The sequence below is a fragment of the Microbacterium sp. GQ128 genome (genome assembly GCF_059758615.1).
In genome coordinates this window covers 515,495-535,274 of sequence record NZ_JCAXDY010000003.1, presented here as the reverse complement: position 1 = coordinate 535,274, position 19,780 = coordinate 515,495, and the positions used below count along the sequence as shown (strand labels likewise).

21 protein-coding genes are annotated in these 19,780 nt (G+C 69.1%); 6 read left to right on the top strand and 15 right to left on the bottom strand.

All coding sequences use genetic code 11. From position 1 onward, the window contains the following. Positions 1 to 25: 25 nt before the first annotated feature. Complete coding sequence (locus AC6CHX_RS12710) at positions 26 to 340, bottom strand: DUF2277 domain-containing protein (RefSeq protein ID WP_498273104.1); 315 nt, start codon at positions 338 to 340, stop codon at positions 26 to 28. A gap of 160 nt (positions 341 to 500) precedes the next feature. Between AC6CHX_RS12710 and AC6CHX_RS12705 the strand changes: the two genes are divergently transcribed. After that, complete coding sequence (locus tag AC6CHX_RS12705) at positions 501 to 1,049, top strand: DUF4190 domain-containing protein (protein WP_498273103.1); 549 nt, start codon at positions 501 to 503, stop codon at positions 1,047 to 1,049. A 70-nt stretch (positions 1,050 to 1,119) separates the two neighbouring features. On the opposite strand, the gene guaB is transcribed toward AC6CHX_RS12705, so the two are convergent. Beyond that, positions 1,120 to 2,622 (bottom strand): IMP dehydrogenase, encoded by a 1,503-nt coding sequence (gene guaB, locus AC6CHX_RS12700; RefSeq protein ID WP_136042769.1) that lies wholly within the window; start codon positions 2,620 to 2,622, stop codon positions 1,120 to 1,122. Positions 2,623 to 2,938: 316 nt separating this feature from the next. On the opposite strand from guaB, the gene AC6CHX_RS12695 reads away from it, so the two are divergent. Genes AC6CHX_RS12695 through AC6CHX_RS12680 form a run of 4 tightly spaced genes read left to right on the top strand, consistent with a single transcriptional unit; the run spans position 2,939 to position 6,979 of the window. Continuing rightward, the gene (locus AC6CHX_RS12695; RefSeq protein ID WP_136042866.1) at positions 2,939 to 4,225 is read left to right on the top strand and encodes a branched-chain amino acid ABC transporter permease; all 1,287 of its coding nucleotides are present in this window, start codon (positions 2,939 to 2,941) and stop codon (positions 4,223 to 4,225) included. A gap of 3 nt (positions 4,226 to 4,228) precedes the next feature. Continuing rightward, positions 4,229 to 5,206 (top strand): branched-chain amino acid ABC transporter permease, encoded by a 978-nt coding sequence (locus AC6CHX_RS12690; RefSeq protein ID WP_136042770.1) that lies wholly within the window; start codon positions 4,229 to 4,231, stop codon positions 5,204 to 5,206. Beyond that, on the top strand, positions 5,196 to 6,191 hold the full coding sequence (locus tag AC6CHX_RS12685) for an ABC transporter ATP-binding protein (protein ID WP_498273102.1): 996 nt from the start codon (positions 5,196 to 5,198) through the stop codon (positions 6,189 to 6,191). Before AC6CHX_RS12690 ends, AC6CHX_RS12685 begins: the two co-directional genes overlap by 11 nt. Then, on the top strand, positions 6,188 to 6,979 hold the full coding sequence (locus AC6CHX_RS12680) for an ABC transporter ATP-binding protein (RefSeq protein WP_240745119.1): 792 nt from the start codon (positions 6,188 to 6,190) through the stop codon (positions 6,977 to 6,979). Before AC6CHX_RS12685 ends, AC6CHX_RS12680 begins: the two co-directional genes overlap by 4 nt. Before the next feature lie 389 nt (positions 6,980 to 7,368). On the opposite strand, the gene AC6CHX_RS12675 is transcribed toward AC6CHX_RS12680, so the two are convergent. The 3 genes from AC6CHX_RS12675 to groES form a co-directional block, all read right to left on the bottom strand. Beyond that, the gene (locus AC6CHX_RS12675; RefSeq protein ID WP_136042772.1) at positions 7,369 to 8,622 is read right to left on the bottom strand and encodes an ABC transporter substrate-binding protein; all 1,254 of its coding nucleotides are present in this window, start codon (positions 8,620 to 8,622) and stop codon (positions 7,369 to 7,371) included. Between the two features lie 144 nt (positions 8,623 to 8,766). Further along, positions 8,767 to 9,699, bottom strand: a complete 933-nt coding sequence (rarD, locus tag AC6CHX_RS12670) for an EamA family transporter RarD (protein ID WP_498273101.1) — start codon at positions 9,697 to 9,699, stop codon at positions 8,767 to 8,769. Positions 9,700 to 9,878: 179 nt separating this feature from the next. Beyond that, positions 9,879 to 10,175 (bottom strand): co-chaperone GroES, encoded by a 297-nt coding sequence (groES, locus tag AC6CHX_RS12665; RefSeq protein WP_028502311.1) that lies wholly within the window; start codon positions 10,173 to 10,175, stop codon positions 9,879 to 9,881. 156 nt (positions 10,176 to 10,331) lie between these two features. Between groES and AC6CHX_RS12660 the strand changes: the two genes are divergently transcribed. Then, complete coding sequence (locus AC6CHX_RS12660; RefSeq protein WP_498273100.1) at positions 10,332 to 11,537, top strand: class I SAM-dependent methyltransferase; 1,206 nt, start codon at positions 10,332 to 10,334, stop codon at positions 11,535 to 11,537. Between the two features lie 22 nt (positions 11,538 to 11,559). On the opposite strand, the gene AC6CHX_RS12655 is transcribed toward AC6CHX_RS12660, so the two are convergent. From AC6CHX_RS12655 to flgN, 10 genes are read right to left on the bottom strand one after another with little or no spacing between them, the layout of a single operon-like run. Beyond that, a complete protein-coding gene (locus AC6CHX_RS12655) occupies positions 11,560 to 12,750 on the bottom strand; it encodes a hypothetical protein (protein ID WP_498273099.1) in 1,191 nt (396 codons plus the stop codon). Continuing rightward, positions 12,734 to 13,861: a hypothetical protein gene (locus AC6CHX_RS12650; RefSeq protein WP_498273098.1), complete on the bottom strand. Its 1,128-nt coding sequence runs from the start codon at positions 13,859 to 13,861 to the stop codon at positions 12,734 to 12,736. The genes AC6CHX_RS12655 and AC6CHX_RS12650 overlap by 17 nt, the downstream gene beginning before the upstream one ends. A 4-nt stretch (positions 13,862 to 13,865) precedes the next feature. After that, the gene (locus tag AC6CHX_RS12645; RefSeq protein WP_136042777.1) at positions 13,866 to 14,354 is read right to left on the bottom strand and encodes a hypothetical protein; all 489 of its coding nucleotides are present in this window, start codon (positions 14,352 to 14,354) and stop codon (positions 13,866 to 13,868) included. After that, the gene (gene tsaD / locus AC6CHX_RS12640; protein ID WP_136042778.1) at positions 14,351 to 15,418 is read right to left on the bottom strand and encodes a tRNA (adenosine(37)-N6)-threonylcarbamoyltransferase complex transferase subunit TsaD; all 1,068 of its coding nucleotides are present in this window, start codon (positions 15,416 to 15,418) and stop codon (positions 14,351 to 14,353) included. The genes AC6CHX_RS12645 and tsaD overlap by 4 nt, the downstream gene beginning before the upstream one ends. Continuing rightward, complete coding sequence (rimI, locus tag AC6CHX_RS12635) at positions 15,415 to 15,903, bottom strand: ribosomal protein S18-alanine N-acetyltransferase (RefSeq protein WP_498273097.1); 489 nt, start codon at positions 15,901 to 15,903, stop codon at positions 15,415 to 15,417. The genes tsaD and rimI overlap by 4 nt, the downstream gene beginning before the upstream one ends. Continuing rightward, on the bottom strand, positions 15,900 to 16,517 hold the full coding sequence (gene tsaB / locus AC6CHX_RS12630; RefSeq protein ID WP_498273096.1) for a tRNA (adenosine(37)-N6)-threonylcarbamoyltransferase complex dimerization subunit type 1 TsaB: 618 nt from the start codon (positions 16,515 to 16,517) through the stop codon (positions 15,900 to 15,902). The genes rimI and tsaB overlap by 4 nt, the downstream gene beginning before the upstream one ends. A 60-nt stretch (positions 16,518 to 16,577) precedes the next feature. After that, on the bottom strand, positions 16,578 to 16,949 hold the full coding sequence (locus AC6CHX_RS12625; RefSeq protein WP_498273095.1) for a flagellar assembly protein FliW: 372 nt from the start codon (positions 16,947 to 16,949) through the stop codon (positions 16,578 to 16,580). Next, positions 16,946 to 17,827: a flagellin N-terminal helical domain-containing protein gene (locus AC6CHX_RS12620; protein ID WP_136042782.1), complete on the bottom strand. Its 882-nt coding sequence runs from the start codon at positions 17,825 to 17,827 to the stop codon at positions 16,946 to 16,948. Before AC6CHX_RS12620 ends, AC6CHX_RS12625 begins: the two co-directional genes overlap by 4 nt. Before the next feature lie 12 nt (positions 17,828 to 17,839). Further along, positions 17,840 to 19,249 (bottom strand): flagellar hook-associated protein FlgK, encoded by a 1,410-nt coding sequence (flgK, locus tag AC6CHX_RS12615; RefSeq protein WP_498273094.1) that lies wholly within the window; start codon positions 19,247 to 19,249, stop codon positions 17,840 to 17,842. A 13-nt stretch (positions 19,250 to 19,262) separates the two neighbouring features. Further along, on the bottom strand, positions 19,263 to 19,745 hold the full coding sequence (gene flgN, locus AC6CHX_RS12610; RefSeq protein ID WP_136042784.1) for a flagellar export chaperone FlgN: 483 nt from the start codon (positions 19,743 to 19,745) through the stop codon (positions 19,263 to 19,265). Positions 19,746 to 19,780 lie beyond the last annotated feature (35 nt).

Below are 19,780 nucleotides of genomic sequence, written 5' to 3'. Positions count from 1 at the left end.
GTGCCCCCTCCTGCGTGGCGCTGTCTCAGGATCCGGCCGCCGCAGCGCGCTTCTCCTGCTGGAAGACGCGGATGGCCTCGTAGCGGTCGGCCGAGCGGGCGCGGCGCTTGGCCGCTTCCTCGTCGCGGTTCTTCGGCGGCGCGGTCGTGACGAGCTCGTCGAGGAGGGCTCTCGTCGCCTGTGCGATGTCGGCGACCGCACGGTCGAACACGGCGCGATTGGCACGCGACGGCGCGTTCGCTCCGGAGATCTTCCGGACGAACTGGAGGGCCGCGTCGTGGCACTCGTCATCGGTCGCGGCAGGCTCGAGGTTGTTCAGCGGGACGATGTTTCGGCACATACCGGCACGCTACGCCGCGTCCCGGACAGACGGAAGAGGAGCAGGTCGCGGCACCGGTACCGCAGCAGGGAGGGGATGGTGCGACCGGTACCGCCCTCGCTACGCTCGGGGCAATCGGAACCGCAGCACGTTTCTCGTTCCCCCGTTGACAGGACAGAACATGACGAACCCTCCGTTCCCCGACCAGCCGAACCCCGATTCCTCGGTCCCCGAGACACCGCCGCCGCCACCAGCCGCGCCCGCACCGACCGAACATGTTCCCTCGGCGCCCACGCCGGACTGGAACACCGCACCGGACGGAGTCCCGGGCGCCGGGGTCGGCTCCCCCGCAGACGACCACCCGGCCCCCGTAGGCGCGGCGTACTCCGCTCCCCCTGCCGCCGACTATCCGGCGCCCGGCACCTCGGCCTACGCGCAACCCACCTCCGCGCCTCCGGGGCGGATCCTGTCGATCGTCGGGTTCGTGCTCGCGTTCGTGGTGGCACCGGTCGGACTGATCATCAGCATCGTCGCCGCCGTGAAGCTCGGCAAGACCGGTCAGCCGAAGGGCCTCGCCATCGCCGGCATCATCGTCGGCGCGCTCATCACGATCTTCTGGGTGATCCTCCTGATCGTGCTCTTCACCGCCTTCGCCGCGCTCATCGGCATGTGCGCGGACCTCGGGCCCGGAGTCTGGGAGGTCGACGGCATCACCTACCGATGCGGCTGACCTGCACCGACGACACACAGCGAGAGGGGCCGGATGCGCACAGCATCCGGCCCCTCTCGCTGTCTGACGACTACTTCTTGTAGTTCGGCGCCTCGACGACGATCTGCACGTCGTGCGGGTGCGACTCCTTGAGTCCCGCAGAGGTGATGCGCACGAACTTGCCGCGCGTCTTGAGCTCTTCGATCGTGCGGGCTCCGACGTAGAACATCGACTGACGGAGTCCGCCGACCAGCTGGTAGGCGACGGCGGCGAGCGGGCCGCGATAGGGGACCTGCCCCTCGATGCCCTCGGGGATCAGCTTGTCGTCGCTGGGGACGTCGGCCTGGAAGTAGCGGTCCTTGGAATAGGAGGTCTGCTTGCCACGCGTCTGCATCGCGCCCAGCGAGCCCATGCCGCGGTACTGCTTGAACTGCTTGCCGGACTGGAAGACGATCTCGCCCGGGGACTCGTCGGTTCCGGCCAGGAGGGATCCGAGCATGACGGCATCCGCACCGGCGACGAGCGCCTTGGCGATGTCGCCGGAGTACTGCAGCCCCCCGTCGGCGATCACGGGCACGCCGGCAGGACGGGCGGCGAGAGAAGCCTCGTAGACGGCGGTGACCTGCGGCACGCCCACACCCGCGACGACGCGCGTCGTGCAGATGGAGCCGGGACCCACGCCGACCTTGACGGCATCGACGCCCGCGTCCACCAGAGCCTGGGCACCCTCACGGGTGGCGACGTTGCCGCCGACGATGTCGATGTGCTCGAACGACGCGTCGGCCTTCAGGCGGCGGACGAGGTCGATGACACCCTGGGACTGCCCGTTGGCGGTGTCGACGACGAGCACGTCGACACCGGCGTCGCGCAGCGCCTCGGCACGCTCCCACGCGTCTCCGAAAAAGCCGATCGCGGCACCGACGCGCAGCCGACCCTGGTCGTCCTTGGTGGCGAGCGGGTACTTCTCGCTCTTGTCGAAGTCCTTGATGGTGATGAGGCCCGCGAGCTTGCCGTCTTCATCGATGAGCGGCAGCTTCTCGACGCGGTGCTTCGCGAAGAGCGCGATGACCTCCCCGGCGGCCACCCCGACGGGGGCGGTGACGAGGTTCTCGCTCGTCATGACGTCTTTCACGAAGGTGCTCTGACGCTCGAAGCCCGAGACGAAGCGCATGTCGCGGTTCGTGATGATGCCGACCAGCTTGCCGTCGTCGTCGACCACCGGCAGTCCCGAGATGCGGTACTTCGCACACAGGTTGTCGACCTCTTCGACGGTCGCGTCCTGGGTCGTCGTGATCGGGTCGGTGATCATGCCGGACTCGCTGCGCTTGACGCGGTCGACGTGCGCGGCCTGGTCAGCGATCGAGAGGTTGCGGTGCAGGATGCCGATGCCGCCCTCGCGCGCCATCGCGATCGCCATGCGGGACTCCGTCACCGTGTCCATCGCGCTCGACAGCAGCGGGGTGGCGACCGAGATGCGACGGGTGATCCGGGACGAGGTGTCCGCCTCGCTGGGGATGACGTCGGTGTGCCCCGGCAGGAGCAGCACGTCGTCGTACGTCAGTCCGACGAAGCCGAAGGGATCGTGCTGTTCCATGGATTCTCCTTCTGCGCGAGTCGCGCATGTCCGAGTGCGAGGGGGTGGTCGACGTCGGCCTTTGCGGGGCCGCGGCCCGTATGAAGATTCTAAGCGCGACGCGCCCGAGAACATTCCCGGAGCCGGCCGTTACCGGACCGTTGGACCCGACGGTAGGTGATTCGCAGATCGCACACTACGCTCAAATGCGTCGTCCATCCCTGCGGTTCATACCCGATGCCGCAGTGACAGCACTCACAGTGGAGGTTGCGTGGGACCCACAACAATCGCCGTGCAGCGAAGGCGCCCCTGGGCCGTCGCCTGCCTCGGTATCCTCATGGCGCTCATGGCGTTCCTTTTCCTGCCCCCCTCATCGGCGTCGGCCGAGACGACGGACGACGGGCAGGAGGTCACGGACTTCTACTTCGCCGGTGTCGTCACCAACGCGGATGAGCCGGTAGAAGGCGTCGTCATGTCCATCGAGGGCAACGGCTTCGAAGCCGAGACCGAGACCGACGCCGAAGGCAAATGGCGCCTCTATGTGCCGGAGATGGAGACGTACACCCTCACGGTGGACGAATCCACGCTGCCGAAGGGTGTCATCGTCGACGCGACGCAACTCCCCGAGGGCATTCAGCCCGTATCGGGGACCACCGCGTCGTTCGAGCTCGAATTCGGCCTCACGGGCACAAAGATCGTCAACTTCTTCCTCGGAGCGGGCGAGCGGGTCACCGTGTCGTTCCTCGATCAGCTCCTGTCGCGCATCGTCGGCGGCTTGAACTTCGGGCTCCTCCTCGGACTCGCGTCGATGGGTGCCGCACTCATCTACGGCACCACTCGCCTCTCCAACTTCGCCCACGGCGAGATGGTCACGTGGGGTGCCGTGGTCGCGCTGCTGTGCACGACCTTCTGGAACCTCCCCCTCTGGCTCGGCATCATCGCCGCCGTCATCGGCGGAGCCGCGCTCGGGTGGGCGCTGGATGCCGGGATCTGGAAGCCCCTGCGTCGAAAAGGTCTCGGTGTGGTCCAGCTCATGATCGTGAGCATCGGCCTCTCCCTCGCCCTCCGCTACGGCATGCAGTACTTCATCGGCGGCAACACCTATCAGCTGCCGGGCGCGAGCCCCGAGCCCATCCGCCTCGGACCCATCTCGCTGTCGTACATCGACATGATCGCGATGGCGACCAGCATCATCGTGATCCTCGGCGTCGCGTTCTTCCTCACCAGGACCCGCACCGGAAAGGCGACCCGAGCGATCTCGGACAACCCGCAACTGGCCGCGGCATCCGGCATCGACGTCGACAAGGTCATCCGCACGGTGTGGATCCTCGCGGGGGCGCTCGCCGCGATCTCCGGCATCCTGTGGGCGTACTTCCGCCCCGGCGTGAAGTGGGACATGGGCATGCAGATGCTGCTGCTGATGTTCTGCGCGATCACACTCGGCGGCCTCGGATCGGCGATCGGCGCCCTGATCGGCTCGATCATCGTCGGTCTCGCCGTCGAGGTGTCGACCTTGCTGGGTGTGCCGTCGGATCTCAAGTACGCCACGGCACTCGTCGCGCTGATCATCATTCTGCTGGTGCGGCCGCAAGGCATCCTCGGACGCAAGGAAAGGTTGGGCTGACGCATGGACTTCGGAAGCATCTTCGGCAACACCGCCTCCTATCTCTTCAGCCCGACGACGATCGCCTACGCCCTGGCGGCCACCGGCCTCGCGGTGCACTTCGGCTACACCGGCCTGCTCAACTTCGGTATGGCCGCGTTCATGGCCATCGGCGGCTACGGCTACGCGATCTCGATCCTGACCTTCGGGTTCCCGTGGTGGGCAGGCGTCCTCGTCGGCATGCTGGGCGGAGCGGCATTCGCGCTCATCCTCGGTATCCCGACCCTGCGCCTGCGCGCCGACTACCTCGCCATCGCGACGATCGCCGCCGCCGAGGTGGTGCGGCTCATGTTCGTGACCGAGCTCTTCAAGGACTGGACGAACTCCGCCGGCGGACTCTCCGGGTACCACCAGAGCTTCCGCGACTCGAACCCCTTCCCGCCGGGAACCTACGGCTTCGGCCCGTGGACGTACAACGCGACCGACCTGTGGGTGCGCGTGGTCGGACTGATCGCGCTCGTCATCGCCGTGCTCGTGGTGTGGGCGCTCATGCGCAGCCCGTGGGGCCGTGTGCTCAAGGGCATCCGCGAAGACGAGGACGCGGTGCGCTCGCTCGGCAAGAACGTCTTCGCCTACAAGATGCAGGCGCTCGTGGTCGGTGGTGTGATCGGCGCCGTCGGCGGCATCGTCTTCATCCTGCCGTCGGCGGTGATCCCCGGCAGCTACTCCACCTCGCTGACGTTCTTCCTGTGGACGATCCTCCTGCTCGGCGGCGCGGCCACCGTGCTCGGACCGACGCTCGGCGCGGTGCTGTTCTGGGTGGTGTTCGCCTTCCTCGGCGCACTCCTCCCCGCGATGGCGAACGCCGGATACCTGCCGATGTCCGGCGCACAGGCCGACGTCGTGCGGTACATCGTGATCGGCATCGTGCTGATGCTGATCGTCATTTTCCGCCCGCAGGGCATCCTCGGAAACAAGAGGGAGATGACCTTTGTCAAGTAATGACGACGCGGCTGTCACATCCGCGAAGAGCACGCCCCGCGCGAAGACCCAGGGGCTCGCCGCTGGACCCGCAGCGCCGGGCGTCAAGAAGGTCGACCCGATCCTCGTCGTCGATGCCGTCGAGCGCCGCTTCGGCGGTCTCACCGCGGTCGACGTCGATCACCTGGAGATCCCGCGCGGCGCGATCACCGCACTGATCGGCCCGAACGGCGCCGGCAAGACGACCCTGTTCAACCTGCTGTGCGGCTTCGACAAGCCGAACAGCGGCACGTGGTCGTTCGACGGCACCAACCTGTCGGGCATCCCCTCGTTCAAGGTCGCGCGGATGGGACAGGTCCGCACCTTCCAGCTGACCAAGTCCCTGTCGCTGCTCACCGTGCTCGAGAACATGAAGCTCGGCGCGAAGGATCAGCGCGGCGAGGGCTTCTGGGCGGGGCTGTTCCCCTTCCTCTGGCGCAAGCAGGATCAGGAGATCGAGGCGCGTGCGCACGAGCTGCTCACCCGCTTCAAACTCGACGCCAAGGAGCAGGACTTTGCCGCATCGCTCTCGGGCGGTCAGCGCAAGCTCCTCGAGATGGCCCGCGCCCTCATGAGCGACCCGACCCTGGTGATGCTCGACGAGCCCATGGCCGGCGTGAACCCCGCGCTCACGCAGTCGCTGCTCGAGCACATCCTCGACCTCAAGGATCTGGGGATGACGGTGCTGTTCGTCGAGCACGACATGCACATGGTCCGGCACATCGCCGACTGGGTGGTCGTGATGGCCGAGGGCCGCGTGGTGGCCGAGGGTCCGCCCGACCAGGTCATGGAGGATCCGGCCGTGGTCGACGCCTACCTGGGCGCGCACCAGGACGTCGACCTCGGGGCCGTCACCGGCCGACTTCCGGTGATCTCGGAGGAGGACGCGATCCGCATCCGAGAGCAGATCGAGACCGAGGTCGAGGCTGAGGTCGAGGCCGAAGACGTCGAGGAGGAGAAGGCATGACCGACGCATCCGCGCCCACTCCGGCACCCGCACCCGCCGAGCGCAACGAGATCAAGAACGACGACGTCATCGTCGAGCTGACCGATGTGCACGCCGGATACCTGCCAGGGGTGAACATCCTCAACGGCGCGAACCTCGTGGCCCACAAGGGCGAGCTGATCGGCATCATCGGCCCGAACGGCGCCGGCAAGTCGACGCTGCTCAAGGCGATCTTCGGCATGGTCGAGATCCGCTCGGGCGATGTCACGGTGAAGGGCGAGAGCATCGTCGGTCTCAAGGCCGACAAGCTCGTGCGCCGCGGCGTGGCCTTCGTGCCACAGACGAACAACGTGTTCCCGTCGCTCACCATCCAGGAGAACCTGGAGATGGGGCTGTACCAGAACCCGAAGATCTTCGCGGAGCGGCTGGAGTTCGTCAGCAGCATCTTCGGCGAGTTGGGCAAGCGCCTCAAGCAGCGCGCAGGTTCGCTCTCGGGCGGCGAGCGGCAGATGGTCGCCATGTCGCGGGCGCTGATGATGGACCCGTCCGTTCTGCTGCTCGACGAGCCCTCCGCCGGCCTCTCCCCTGTGCGTCAGGATGATGCGTTCATCCGCGTCTCGGACATCAACAAGGCGGGGGTCACGACGATCATGGTCGAGCAGAACGCGCGGCGCTGCCTGCAGATCTGCGACCGCGGCTACGTGCTCGATCAGGGCAAGGACGCCTATGAGGGCTCCGGGCGTGAGCTGCTGAACGACCCCAAGGTCATCGGCCTGTACCTCGGCACACTCGGCACCGACGCCGCCTGAGCGCGTCACACAGAAAGGGGGGATGCCACGCGGCATCCCCCCTTTCTGTGTGTCCGCGCCGTGGGCGAGCATCCGTCGGGCTTCCCGTGTGAGCATCCGTCGGCCCCCTCGTGCGCATCCGTCGGGAGTTCGCGCATCCGTCGGGTACTCACCCGGCGTTTCTCCCGACATCCGTACAAACTCCCGACGGATGAACCGGGGACACGGACGGGGACGGGGAACCGGACGCGGACCGGGCCGGAGCGAGCCGGGACGAGCCGGGGACGAGAGCCGGGGACGAGCCGGGGACGAGCCGGGGACGAGCCGGGGACGAGCCGGGGACGAGCCGGGGACGAGCCGGGGACGACGAAGGCCCCGGATGCCGAGCATCCGGGGCCTCGTCTGTGCGCTTACTTGAGGCGCGTCGTGGTGTTGTCGGCGCCGAACTCGTAGACGCCGATGGCGGCGCCCTTCGGGTCGTTGTTCTCGTCGAACGTGATCTCACCGGAGAGGCCGTCGTAGTCCGCCGTGCCGCCGCCGTTGATGATGTCGGCGCACTCCGCGTACGTGGTGCACTTCTCGCCCTCGTCGCCGCCGCCGGACACGGTGGCCATCTGCTCGGCCATGTCGGCACCCTCGACGGAGCCGGCAGCCAGAGCCGACAGCGCCATGAGGATGACGGCGTCGTACGCCTCGGCCGAGTAGGTCACGGCGTCGATGGGGTCGTTGCCGTCGGCGGTCCAGACCTCGTTGAGCTGGTCGAGGAAGTCCTGCGGCAGCTCGGCGCCGGCGCGGGTACCCTTCGAGCCCTCGAGGTTGACCGAGACGTCGGTGCCCCAGTCCTTCAGGTTGCCGTCCACGAGGTACAGCGAGCCCGTGTCGACGCCCGCGTTGCCGAGCAGCGGCGCGATGGTCGCGAACTGGTCGTACGAGACGACGGCGACCGCGTCGGGCTTGGCAGCCGCGATCTCTGAGACCTGAGCGTTGAACTGGCCGTCACCCTGGTTGAAGGACGCATCGGCGACGACCTCGCCACCGGTGCCCTCGAACGTCGACTTGATGGCTTCGAACAGGCCCGTGCCGTAGGGGTCGTTCTGGTAGATGATGCCGAGGGTCTTGTGACCGTCTTCGGCGATCTGGTTGCCGAGGACCTCACCCTGCAGGTTGTCGCTCGGTGCCGTGCGGAAGTACAGCGGGTTGATGCCCGAGAAGTCCGGCGAGGTGTTCGACGGCGAGACGGTGAGGATCCCCGCTCCGGCGTTGCCGTCGAGGATGAGCTTGGTGACGCTCGACGATGCGGCGCCGACCATCGCGGTGATGCCCTCGTTCTGGAGGTTGGTGATCGACGTCTCGTACGCCTTGTTGTCGAGGTCGCCCTCGTCGGCGGTGGTGAGGTCGATGGTCACACCGGCGTCGGCCTCGTTGATCTCGTTGACGGCCAGCTGGACGCCGGCCTCCATCGGTGCGCCGAGGAACGCGAGCGAACCGGTCGCGGGAAGCAGCGAGCCGAGCTTGAGCGTCAGATCGACGGCCGGCTTCTCACCGCCTTCGCTCGGCTCGGCGTTCGGCGTGCTGCTGCAGCCGGCGATGACGATGGCGGATGCGCTGATCAAAGCGATCCCGGCGAAGACCTTCGCGGTGCGCGAGCCCTTCAATGCGTTCATGATGCTCCCTTGCGTAACTGAACGTGGATTGTGACCACGGGCGGGTGCTCTAACACTAGGGCGTGGGGCCCGCGCACAGGGGGTGCAAGTATCTCGGTGCGTTAACGATCCGACACCGGGTTTCCGGGCCGGAGAACCGCGGGTTCACACCAGTTCGGGCTGCGCGATCCTGCGCCCTCGGCGGGCGGCGATCAGCAGGTCGACGACGAAGACGCCGATCGCGATCCAGACGATGATGAACCCGGCCCAGCGCTCGGGCGGCATGGGCTCGTGCAGGACCGCGACACCGATCACGAACTGCATCACCGGGGTGATGAACTGGATCATCCCGATCACCGTGAGGTTGATCCTCCGGGTGCCCGCCGCGAACAGCAGCAGAGGGACCGCCGTCGCGACGCCGGCGAATGCCAGCAGCACCGCGTGGGCCCATCCGTTCCCGCCCATCGTGAGGCCTGCGGGGGTCGAGGCGACCACGATGAGCTGCACGACGGCGATCGGGATCAGCCAGAACGACTCCAGGGTCAGACCGCTGACGGCGTCCACCGCCGAACCGATCTTCTTCTTGATGAGCCCGTACACCCCGAACGACGCGGTCAGCGAGAGCGCGATCCACGGGAAGGCGCGGTAGGCCACGACGATCACGACCACCGCGATCGCGGCGATGGCGATCGCGGCCCACTGCAGCTTCCGGATGCGCTCCTTCAACACGAAGACACCCAGCAGCACGGTCGTGATGGGGTTGATGAAGTAGCCCAGGCTCGTCTCGACCACGTTGTCGCTGAGGGTTCCGATGAGGAACACCTGCCAGTTGACGTAGATCAGCAGACCGGCGAGCGCCGTCCACCCCAGCAGCTTCGGCTGCCTCAGGATCACACCGAACGGTGCCCAGCCGCGCGTGACCGTGAGCAGCAGGAGGCAGAAGACGAACGACAGGAGCACCCGCCATGCGACGACCTCCCACGGACCGGTCGGGACGAGGAGGAGGAAGTAGAGCGGGAGCACGCCCCAGAGGAGGTAGGCGGATCCGGCGTACGCGACTCCGGCGGTCTGAGTGGCGCGGGTCGTCTCGGGGGTCACCGCACAACCCTATTCCCGCGGTGGAGGCGCGGAGTGCGCCGGTCGGCCGCCCCGCGGAGATCGGCAGGAATCGGATGCCCGATGGCGGGATGCAGAAGGGGCTCGGATGCACACGCATCCGAGCCCCTTCCGGGACCTGGCCCGCCCTCTTCGAGAGGGACGGAGCCGGGTTCAGCAGATCAGCGGACGACGACCGCCAGGACGTCGCGAGCGGACAGGACGAGGTACTCGTCTGCGCCGAACTTCACCTCGGTGCCACCGTACTTGCTGTACAGGACACGGTCGCCGACGGCGACGTCGATCGGAACGCGGTTGCCGTTGTCGTCGATGCGGCCGGGGCCGACAGCCACGACCTCGCCCTCCTGGGGCTTCTCCTTGGCGGTGTCGGGGATGACCAGGCCACTCGCGGTGGTCTGCTCGGCCTCGACCTGCTGGATGACGATGCGGTCTTCGAGCGGCTTGATGGAAACCGACACGGTCTACCTCTTCTTTCTTGACACTGACACGAAAGACTTGTTCGCACTCTCAACCCGAGAGTGCTAATCCAGTCTATGCGCTGGGCTGGCACTCATGCAATGCGAGTGCCAACGCACGCCGCGATTCACGGGCACGGGCGGGAATAGGCTGAGGGCGTGGAGATGTCCGAGCTGCGTGCCCTGCTGACCCCCGCCGGTCTCGAACTGCTCGACGCGGTCGGGGCCGTCGAGTCGACGGCCGACGTCGCGCGCGCCGTGTCGCGGCTGCGCGCCGCCGGGCACTCCCCCGAGCTGGTCTCGGCGGTCGTCGGTCAGGCGCACCTGCGATCCAAGGCGTCGGCGAAGTTCGGCCCCTTCGCCGCGCGGATGCTCTTCACCAGAGCCGGGCTCGAGCAGGCGACACGGCTCGGGGTGGCCGCACGACATGCACAGCGGATCCGCAGCGCGGGTTTCACGGCCGTGGCCGACCTCGGGTGCGGGATCGGCGGCGACGCGCTCGCGTTCGCCGGAGCCGGGCTCGATGTGCTCGCCGTCGATGCCGACGAGGTCACCGCCGCCATCGCGGCCTACAACCTCGCGCCCTTCGGAGAGGGTGCGGTGGTGCGGCACAGCACGGCGGAGGACGCCTTCGACGACTCGGAGGCCGGGCGCGCGACCTGGATGGACCCCGCGCGGCGCACCTCCGGGCACAGCGAGACCCGTCGCGTGTCCGCCGACGACTACTCCCCCTCGCTGGACTGGGCGTTCGACGTCGCCGCGCGCGTGCCGACGGGCATCAAGCTCGGCCCCGCGCACGACCGCGACGCGCTTCCCGCCGACGCCGAGGCGCAGTGGGTGAGCGCCGACGGCAGCGTCGTCGAGCTGGTCGTATGGAGCGGCGCCCTCGCCCGCGACGGCGTGCGGCGCTCGGCACTCGTGATCCGGGGCGACCGGTCGCACGAGATGACCGCACCGGCCGACGTCGCCGACGAACCGGTGCGCGAGCTCGGCGCGTTCCTGCACGAGCCCGACGGCGCCGTGATCCGTGCCCGCCTGATCGGCGATGTCGCCCGGAGCCTCGATGCCGGGATGCTCGACGAGCACATCGCCTACCTCACGTCGGATGCCGCCCTGACGAGCCCGTTCGTGCAGTCGTTCCGCGTGCGCGAGACCCTGCCCGCCAACCCCAAGGCCATCAGCGCCGCTCTCAAGGCGCACGGCATCGGTCGCATCGAGATCAAGAAGCGCGGCGTCGACATCGACCCTGCGACGTTCCGGAAGAAGCTCGTGCTGCGCGGCGATCAGGAAGCGACGCTGATCCTCGCGCGCATCGGCGATCAGCGGCGGGCGATCCTCGCCGATCGGGTTCCTGCCGCGAGCTGACCGCCACCGCGCTCGGACGCGGTCAGCCGTCGTCGCCCGTGTCCGGGATCTCGATCTGCTCACCCGGCGACACCTGAATCATGTGGGGGTCGTCCACGGCCTCGAGCTCCTCAGCCTCGAGTTCCTCGGCCCCGACCGAGACCGTCAGATACGGCGTGTGCTGGCTCGTGAACCGCAGGTCGAGCGCAGTGACCGCCTCTGTGCCGCCCGTCGCCTGGTCGACCGATACGAGCTCCATGCCGAGCCCCTCCGCGACCGCGGTGTCGACGCCCTTGCACACCACGGGACCGGCGGCATCCACGATCAGGCATCGCTCCGTCACTCCCGCATCCGAGAGCCGATCCGCCAGCCACACCGGCGCGCTGCGGAACGTCCCGACGAGCGAGAGACCGAGTTCGAAGCCATCCGTGAACAGCGACTCGGCGCGGTCGCGCACCTCTTCGGGGAACTGGGCCGTGAGCGAATCCACCCCGCCCCACCGTTGGATGGCGACCAGCGGCTCCCCCGCCGTCGACATCAGCATCGTGGCGTAGACGGTGTCGGAGGTTGCCACCTCGCCCGAAGCTTCGGAGGGCAGCGACAGAGCCGCCGACAGTCCGCGCTCCGTCTCCTCCACGGCGAGACAGTTCGTCTGCGACAACTCATCGACATCGAGGATCAGGCAGGCCACGGATCCGCCATCCTGCGTCGCGTACCAGACCAGTGCGCCGGCGTTCTGCGCGACCGCACGGAGGGAACCGGGGTCGAACGCGTCGGTCGCCAGCTCTCCGCGGCGCTGCTGCTGCTCCGGCGTCAGCGGGATACTCGCGTCTCGCGGCGCGAAGAGCGCCCCGCCGATGCCGACCCCGATGGCGAGGACAGCGGCGGTCGCGGCGATCAGCGCCACGATGGCCCGCCGGCGCGTGACGCCACGGGCCGGCGTCTCCTGCGTCTCCTGCGTCTCCTGCGCATCCCGCGTGTGCGACCGCGTCTCCTGCGCATCCTGCGTCTGCGACTGCGACTGCGTCTCCTCCGCCTCCTCCGCCTTCGCCTCCGGCGCGCCGTGGGGCTGGATCGGGTCGGGAGCGTCCGCGACATCCGCGGTCGGCTGCGCGGTGCCCCCGTCCTCGAGCGCGCGCAGGCGCTCGGATTCCACCTCCGTCAGCTGCCCGCCTCGCCCATAGGCCTTCCGCTGCAGCGCCCGGAGCTCCGCGGTGTCAGTCTCCCCCGGCACCGGAGGTGCCTCCCTCCCGGGTGATCACCAGATACCCGGGCCCCTGATTCGACCTCATCTCGAAGTTCGTCACGCCACCCGTCTCGGCGTCGACGACGTTGAGCACGAGACTCGAGGCCTGCTCCTGCATGGTCTGCGGGTCAGCGCAGGTGACCGGAGCCTCATCGGTCGATCCGTCGTAGATGAGGCACTGATTCTGCGACTCGATCTGCACCGCCGTCCAGATGGGCACGTCGCCGTCGTAGCCGACCACCCAGAGCGAACCGGCCTGGAATCCGTTCTCGGCGAGTCGAGCCGCCGTCTCCGATTCGGCCTCGTTCGCGTAGGTGATGCCGCTGTCGCTCGGGTCGAAGTCGTAGGCGCTCACCGCGACTGCGGGTTCGCCCGACACGGTGAACAGCATCTGCGCACTGACCTCTCGCTGCAGAGCTCCGTCGCCCTTGACCGAGATCGAACCGTAGATCCCGGTCTCGGCGAGAACCTCGGTTCGATCGCACGACGGAACCGTCGCCTCACCCGTGCCCAGGATCAGGCAGGTGCGCTCCTTCGCATCCTTCGTCGCCGTCCAGATGACCACGTCCTCTTGGACACCGAGCGCGCGGATCGAGCCGGGGTCGTACACACCGGCCGCGACGAGCTCGTTCTGCCATGTCTGCTGCTCGGCGGTCAGCTCCACCGCTGCGGCTCCGGACCGGCCGAACGCGAGCCAGCCGACACCCACCCCGATCGCGAGCACCACGACGGCTGCGAGGGCGACCGGCCGCCAGCGCGTGCGCAGCAGGGAGAACAGGGAGCGCCAGGACGACGATGCGGATGCGGTTGCATCGACCGCGTCGTCGCTCGCTGCATCGGCGGACGCCGCCACAGCCGCGTCCTCCGCATCACCCTCGCCGACGGAGACATCGGCGTCGTCATCGGCTGGCGCCTCATCCGACTCGCGCTGGTCGGAAACGGCGTGCTCGGCGTCCGGTGCGGCCCCGGCTGCCGGTGCGAGTCGACGGTCCTCCAGCTCCCGAAGACGTTCGGCTTCGGCCGCCGTCAGCGAGGAATCGCGCCCGTACGCCCGTGCCTGCAGGGCGCGCAGCTCCTCCGACTCCTCCGGCTCGAGCATCCGCTCAGCCGAGCTTCTCGAACTGCATGCCGGCCCAGACCAACCAGCCCAGGCTGTACACCGTCGCGCAGAGCCCGAGCACGAGCGCCCACATCGCGATCGCGCGACTCTCGAGCGGACGACGCAGCGACATGATCGCCGCGATCACCGCCACAACTGCGACGGGGATCCCCCAGCCGACGAAGAACGACGCCCCGAGGGCGACGATCGCGGCGAGCAGTGCCCAGGGTGCGAGCCGGGTGTCGTCAACGGGGATGGCGCCGGTCGTCGGCTCCCACTCCGCCTCGCCCGGGGCATCGATATCGGGCCCGCTCACCACCACCGGCTCGATGCCGACGGGTCCGGTGGGAAGTTTCGTGTAGCCGTCGCGCCGGGCGCCCGGCAGCCGAGGCGCTGCTCCGGGATGCTGCTCGACCTCGTGACTGGCGCGTTCGACGCGCGCCCGCGGCGCCTGGGGAGTCTTCGCGTCGGGCGAGCCCGAGACATCGCTCATGCGGGCACCGCCTCGGCGATCTGGATCTCGGTGACCGGGAGGGTCGAGTCCGCCCCGAACGCCAGTGTCGACGGTCGGCGGCCCGAAGAGATCAGCTCGGCGGCCAGCGCGGCGATCATCGCGCCGTTGTCGGTGCACAGCGACAACGGCGGGATCCTCACCGTGACACCCGCCTCGGCGGCACGTCGGAGCGCAACCTCACGCAGCCGACGGTTCGCGATCACCCCGCCGCCCAGGAGCAGGCGCGGCACCCCCAGATCGGCGCAGGCCGCGAGCGCCTTGGTCACCAGCACGTCGACGACCGCCTCGCGGAAACTCGCGGCCACATCGGCCACCGGCACCTCGACCCCGTCGGCTTCGCAGCGCTCGACCCACCGCGCGACGGCGGTCTTCAGCCCCGAGAACGAGAAGTCGTACCGATGCTTCGCCAGATCCGATGCGCGGGAGAGACCCCGCGGGAACCGGATCGCGTCCGGGTCTCCGTCGGCCGCCGCTCGGTCGATCTCCGGGCCGCCGGGGTACGGCAGCGACAGCAGGCGGGCGACCTTGTCGAAGGCTTCGCCGGCAGCGTCGTCCATCGTCTCCCCGAGCAGTTCGACGTCGGTGGTGAGGTCGCGGACGTGCAGCAGGGACGTGTGGCCGCCGGAGACCAGCAGCGCGATGGTCGGGTACTCGAGCGGCGCGGAATCGGCCGTGAGGATGTCGGCGGCGATGTGTCCCACGAGATGGTTGACGGCGTACAGCGGCTTGTCGATCGAGACGGCCAGGCCCTTCGCCGCTCCCACTCCGACCATCAGGGCGCCGGCGAGACCGGGACCGCTCGTGACGGCGACGGCATCGAGGTCGTCGAGACGCACCCCCGCCTCGGCGAGCGCCGCATCGATCGCGGGCTGCAGTGCCTCGAGGTGGGCTCGGGCGGCGACTTCGGGCACGACGCCGCCGTAGCGGGCGTGCTCGTCCATGCTCGACGCGATGGTGTTCGAGAGCAGGGTGCGCCCGCGGACGATGCCGATTCCCGTCTCGTCGCAGCTCGTCTCGATGCCGAGGACCAGCGGCTCGCTCATGCCTTCGCCTCCTCGGAAGTGTCGTGCGACGCCGGGTGTCGGCGCAGTTCCAGACGCATCACGATCGCGTCGACGTCGTCCGGCTGATAGTAGCGGGGACGGCGGCCGATCTCTTCGAAGCCCTCCGCGAGGTACAGCCCCTCTGCGGCGGGGTTGTCGGCCCTGACCTCGAGGAACACCTCACGAGCACCGCGTGCGGCCGCGGCGGCGAGCAGGGCGCGCAGGAGCGCGCGGCCCCGACCCTGCCCGCGGTGCTCGGCGAGGAGCGCGATGGTCTGGATGTCGGCATCGGCACTGCCACGCAGAGCACGCACACCGCCGTAGCCGATAATCGCGTCGTCGTGCTCGTCGACGAGGTAGCGGCCGTGCGGGCTCGCGAGTTCGGCGGCCATCGTCTCGCGGCTCCACGCGTCGGTCGGGAAGGAGCGCTCCTCGATCGCCATGATCGCATCGAGGTCGTCCGCGGTGGCGTCGCGGAGGGTCATGAGCCGACCTTCTTCGGCGCGCCCGGCACCGTCACGTCCGGGTGGCGCATGTACAGCGGCTCGTCACCCGTGAGTGTCCGACCGGCGGCGAGGGCGCGTGCACCGACGCGCGCCAGGTCCACCGCCGACAGCGTGGCGACGTCGACGCGGCGAACACCCTCGAGGTGCGCGTCGGCGTCCGCCGCCCGCACGAGGACGGTCTCGGCGACCACGTGCGGGATCCCATCGGCATCCAGCCCGTCGAAGACCGTGATCGCGACCTCGCGACGGCGGGCGTCGGTGACGATCGCGAACGGCTGCGTCTCGGTCTCGAGCGCGGTGAGCGCAGCAGCGAAGTGGCTGGGAACCGGGACGACCGGGATGTCGCGTCCGAGCGCGAAGGCGCGGGCCGCGGCGATCCCGATGCGGAGACCGGTGAAGGGGCCGGGGCCCATGCCGGCGACGACATGCGTCACCTCACCGGGACCGGCATCGGCGAGCGCCTCGACGAGCAGGTCGCCGATCACCTCGGCGTGGCCCAGCGGATCGGCGGCGGCCGCCTCGGCGCGTCGCGCCCCGTCGGCATCGATGAGGGCCACAGCAGTACCCAGGGAGGTGTCGACGGCAAGGATCACGTCTCCAGGGTAGCCGTGCATGCGCTGTGAGAGCGGCCCGGGGCGCCCGCTGCCCGTGCCTCAGCCCAGCGGAGCGCGGAGCGGGTAGTCCTGATCCTCGAGGATCACCTGCGAAGCGGCTCCTGTGGTGCGATTGACGATCACCGGAGCCATCAGGTTCACGCTCACGCCTTCTGCGGAGGGGTGGGCGACCACGAGGACCAGCGCATCATCGGCCGAGCCGAGCGCCAGGCTGTCGGCCTGCTCGTCGGAGAGGATCGGCGCGTACTCGCCGAGCACGGTCCGGGGGTCGACCAGGTACAGCCGCAGGTCCACGTCGTCCACGGCCCGCATCGAGAACAGACCGTCAGCACCGTCGACCGGCGCGAGAGCGAAGTCGACGTGCGGAGCGAGGCCCGGAGGGGGCGTCAGGAAGCTGAGCGCGGCGGTCATCGCAGGAAGTCCATCAGCGAGGGCTGCAGCACGCGGGCGTTGACGGCGAGCGCGGAGCGGTACACGAGCTCCTGCGCCTGCAGACGCACCAGCACCTCGATCGAATCGACGTCCTCGACCGCCGTGCGGCGGGATTCGAGGGACACGGAATTCTGCACTGCCGCCTCCTTGGCGCGTTCGATCTGAGACTGGCGGGTTCCGACGGAACCCTGCACCCCGAGCATGGCCGTGCGTCGGTCGTCGATCTCCGCGAGGCGCGGACCGACGTTCGTTCCGGAGCGGAGGTCGGCGACGATCTTGTCGACCAGCGCGAACACCGAGTCGTCACCGGTGCCGAACACCGCGGCGCCGTCGGTGTCGACGCGCACGGATGCCGCGTCGGAGACGCGACGGCTGACCTCGGACCCGGCCACGCCGCTGTACGAGTAGTCCGCGGCGAACGCCGCCGTGTCGGAGGTACCCGCGAACACCGAGCGACCGAGCAGCCGGGTGTTCGCCTGCGTGAGGAGCTCCTTGCGGATGCCCTCGAGCTCGACGGCCAAGGCCTCCTTGGCCGTCGCGTCCAGTGCACCGTCGTTCGCACCCTGGGAGGTGAGGTCGCGGACCCGGCTCAGCAGCGAGGTGCTCGCGGTGATCGCGACATCCGCCGCCGTGACCCACGCGAGCCCGTCGTCGATGTTGCGCGCGTACTGGTCGTTGCGGCGCTGCTCGGCATGCAGGGCGAGGGCGGCTGCCGCGGCTGCCGGGTCTTCGGACGGAGTGGCGAAGGCGCGCTGCGACGTCGCCTGCTCCTGCAGACGTGCCAGCTCCGTGAGATTCGACTGCAGCTGGCGCATCGCCGTCTGCGTCATGGATGACGATGTCACTCGAGAGATCACGATGCTCCTTTATCAGCGTCCGACGAGGCCCGTGCGGTTGATGAGGACGTCGAGCGCCTCATCCACCGCCGTCATCACGCGGGCTGCGGCCTGGTAAGCGGTCTGGTAGGTGAGCAGACTGATCGTCTCCTCGTCGCCGTCGACGGCGGCCACGGACTGCTGCGCCCCGACCGCGGCGACCGCCGCCGAATCGGAGACCTTCGCCCGCTGCACGTCGGCGGCCGTCGCCACCCCGAAGCGCGTGACGTGATCGGACCAGAGCGCGTCGGGCGAGGTGGCGCTCCGCCCGATCTGCGAGATCAGATCGGCATTCGTCGCATCCAGCGCACCGGCGCCCGGTGCGGCGAGCGCCAGCTCAGACGGACTCGTCACGGCGACCCGCAGTCCGAGCGCGGCCGAACCGGTCGTCGGGAGGGTGAAGAAGTCGCCGCCCGGCTGGCCGGACGAGGTGACACCCGCGCGGTGCTGCGCGTTCAGCGCACCGGCCAGTGCCGTCGCCACCGCGTCGTAGGTCGAGGCGAGCTGAGCGAGCATCCCGCCGTCCGCTGCCGGTGCGAGCACGGCGAGCGAACCACCGAGCTCGCCGCCGTCGATCGAGGCCGGGAGGTCGGGGGCGGACGCCCACGAGACGGTGAAGCGCTGACCCGCGTCGATCGAGGCCGGACCGGTGAGCGCGAGGTGTCGGGAATCGGACCCCGAGACCAGCGCGTTGCCACCGACGCGGAGGGTCATCGACCCGTCGCTCTCGATCGTGGCCGCCGCGCCGGACATGCGGGCGACGTTCTGCGCGAGGACGCTGCGCTGGTCCATGAGCTCGTTCGCCGAGCGGCCTGAGGCGAGGGCGTCGCGGATCTCGCCGTTGAGCACGGCGATCTGGTCCGCAGCCGCGTTCACCTGGGTCACGGTGCGCTCGGCCGTCGCGCGCGCATCGTTCCACTGCGAAGCCACGGTGCGGTAGCCGCCGGCGATGTGGGAGGCGAGCTCCTTCGCGGATTCGAGGATGGTGGACGCCGCCGCGCCGGAGTCCGGCGTGTTCGCGAGGTCCTGCCACCCGGACCAGAACTTCGACAGCCGGGCCGCCAGTCCGTTCTCGGTGGGCTCGGCGAGCGAAGCCTCGATCGTGGTCGCGGCCACCGCGCGCGTGGACCAGAAGCCCGATGCGGCGAGCGAGTCGCGGACTCGGGCATCGAGCAGCGCATCACCGAGCCGGGCCACGCCGTCGATCGAGACGCCGTGCCCGGGGAGGGCGCCGACGCTGAATCGGCCCGACTGGGCGATGGCGGCGACCGCAGAGGTCTGCACCCGCTGACGGGTGTACCCCTCGGTCTTCTGGTTGGCGATGTTCTGCCCGACCACATCCATACCGCGTCGCGCGGCCGCGAGTCCGCTGGCTGCGGTGTTCAATCCACTGAAGGTCGACATGATCCCCTTCCGGTCACATCTCGGTGTCGATGATGCGCGCTGCGTCGTCGCGTGCGCGGTCACCGTTCGTCGTGTATTCGCCCGTCTCGTGCCCCAGCGCGGCGAGCGTCTCCTGGGTGGCGCGGAGCACTCCGCTGAGCTGCTCCGTGTTGGCGTCGCGCAGCTGTTCGACCTCGGCGGCGAGTCTGGTCAGCGCGCGCATGTGGTCTGCGAACACCTCCTGCCAGGCTCCCTCCGGCGCATGCGCGACCAGTTCTCGGATCGTCGCGCCCTCGGGAGCCCCCCACTCCTCGGCGACCGCGGCGACCTCGACGGTGCGCGCGAGTCCTGCACCGCGCAGGCGATCGAGGACCTGATCGATCTCGCGGGCGGCAAACTGGATCCACTGGGATCGTCCGGCGGCGAGCAGCAGCTGCTGTTCGTCTAGTTTGAAGAGCAGCATCTCGAGCAGTTCACGCTCTCGCCACAGCTGTATCGATAGTTCGTTGGCTCCCATGATCCCCTTTTCCCCAGTGATCGCCACGCCTGTTA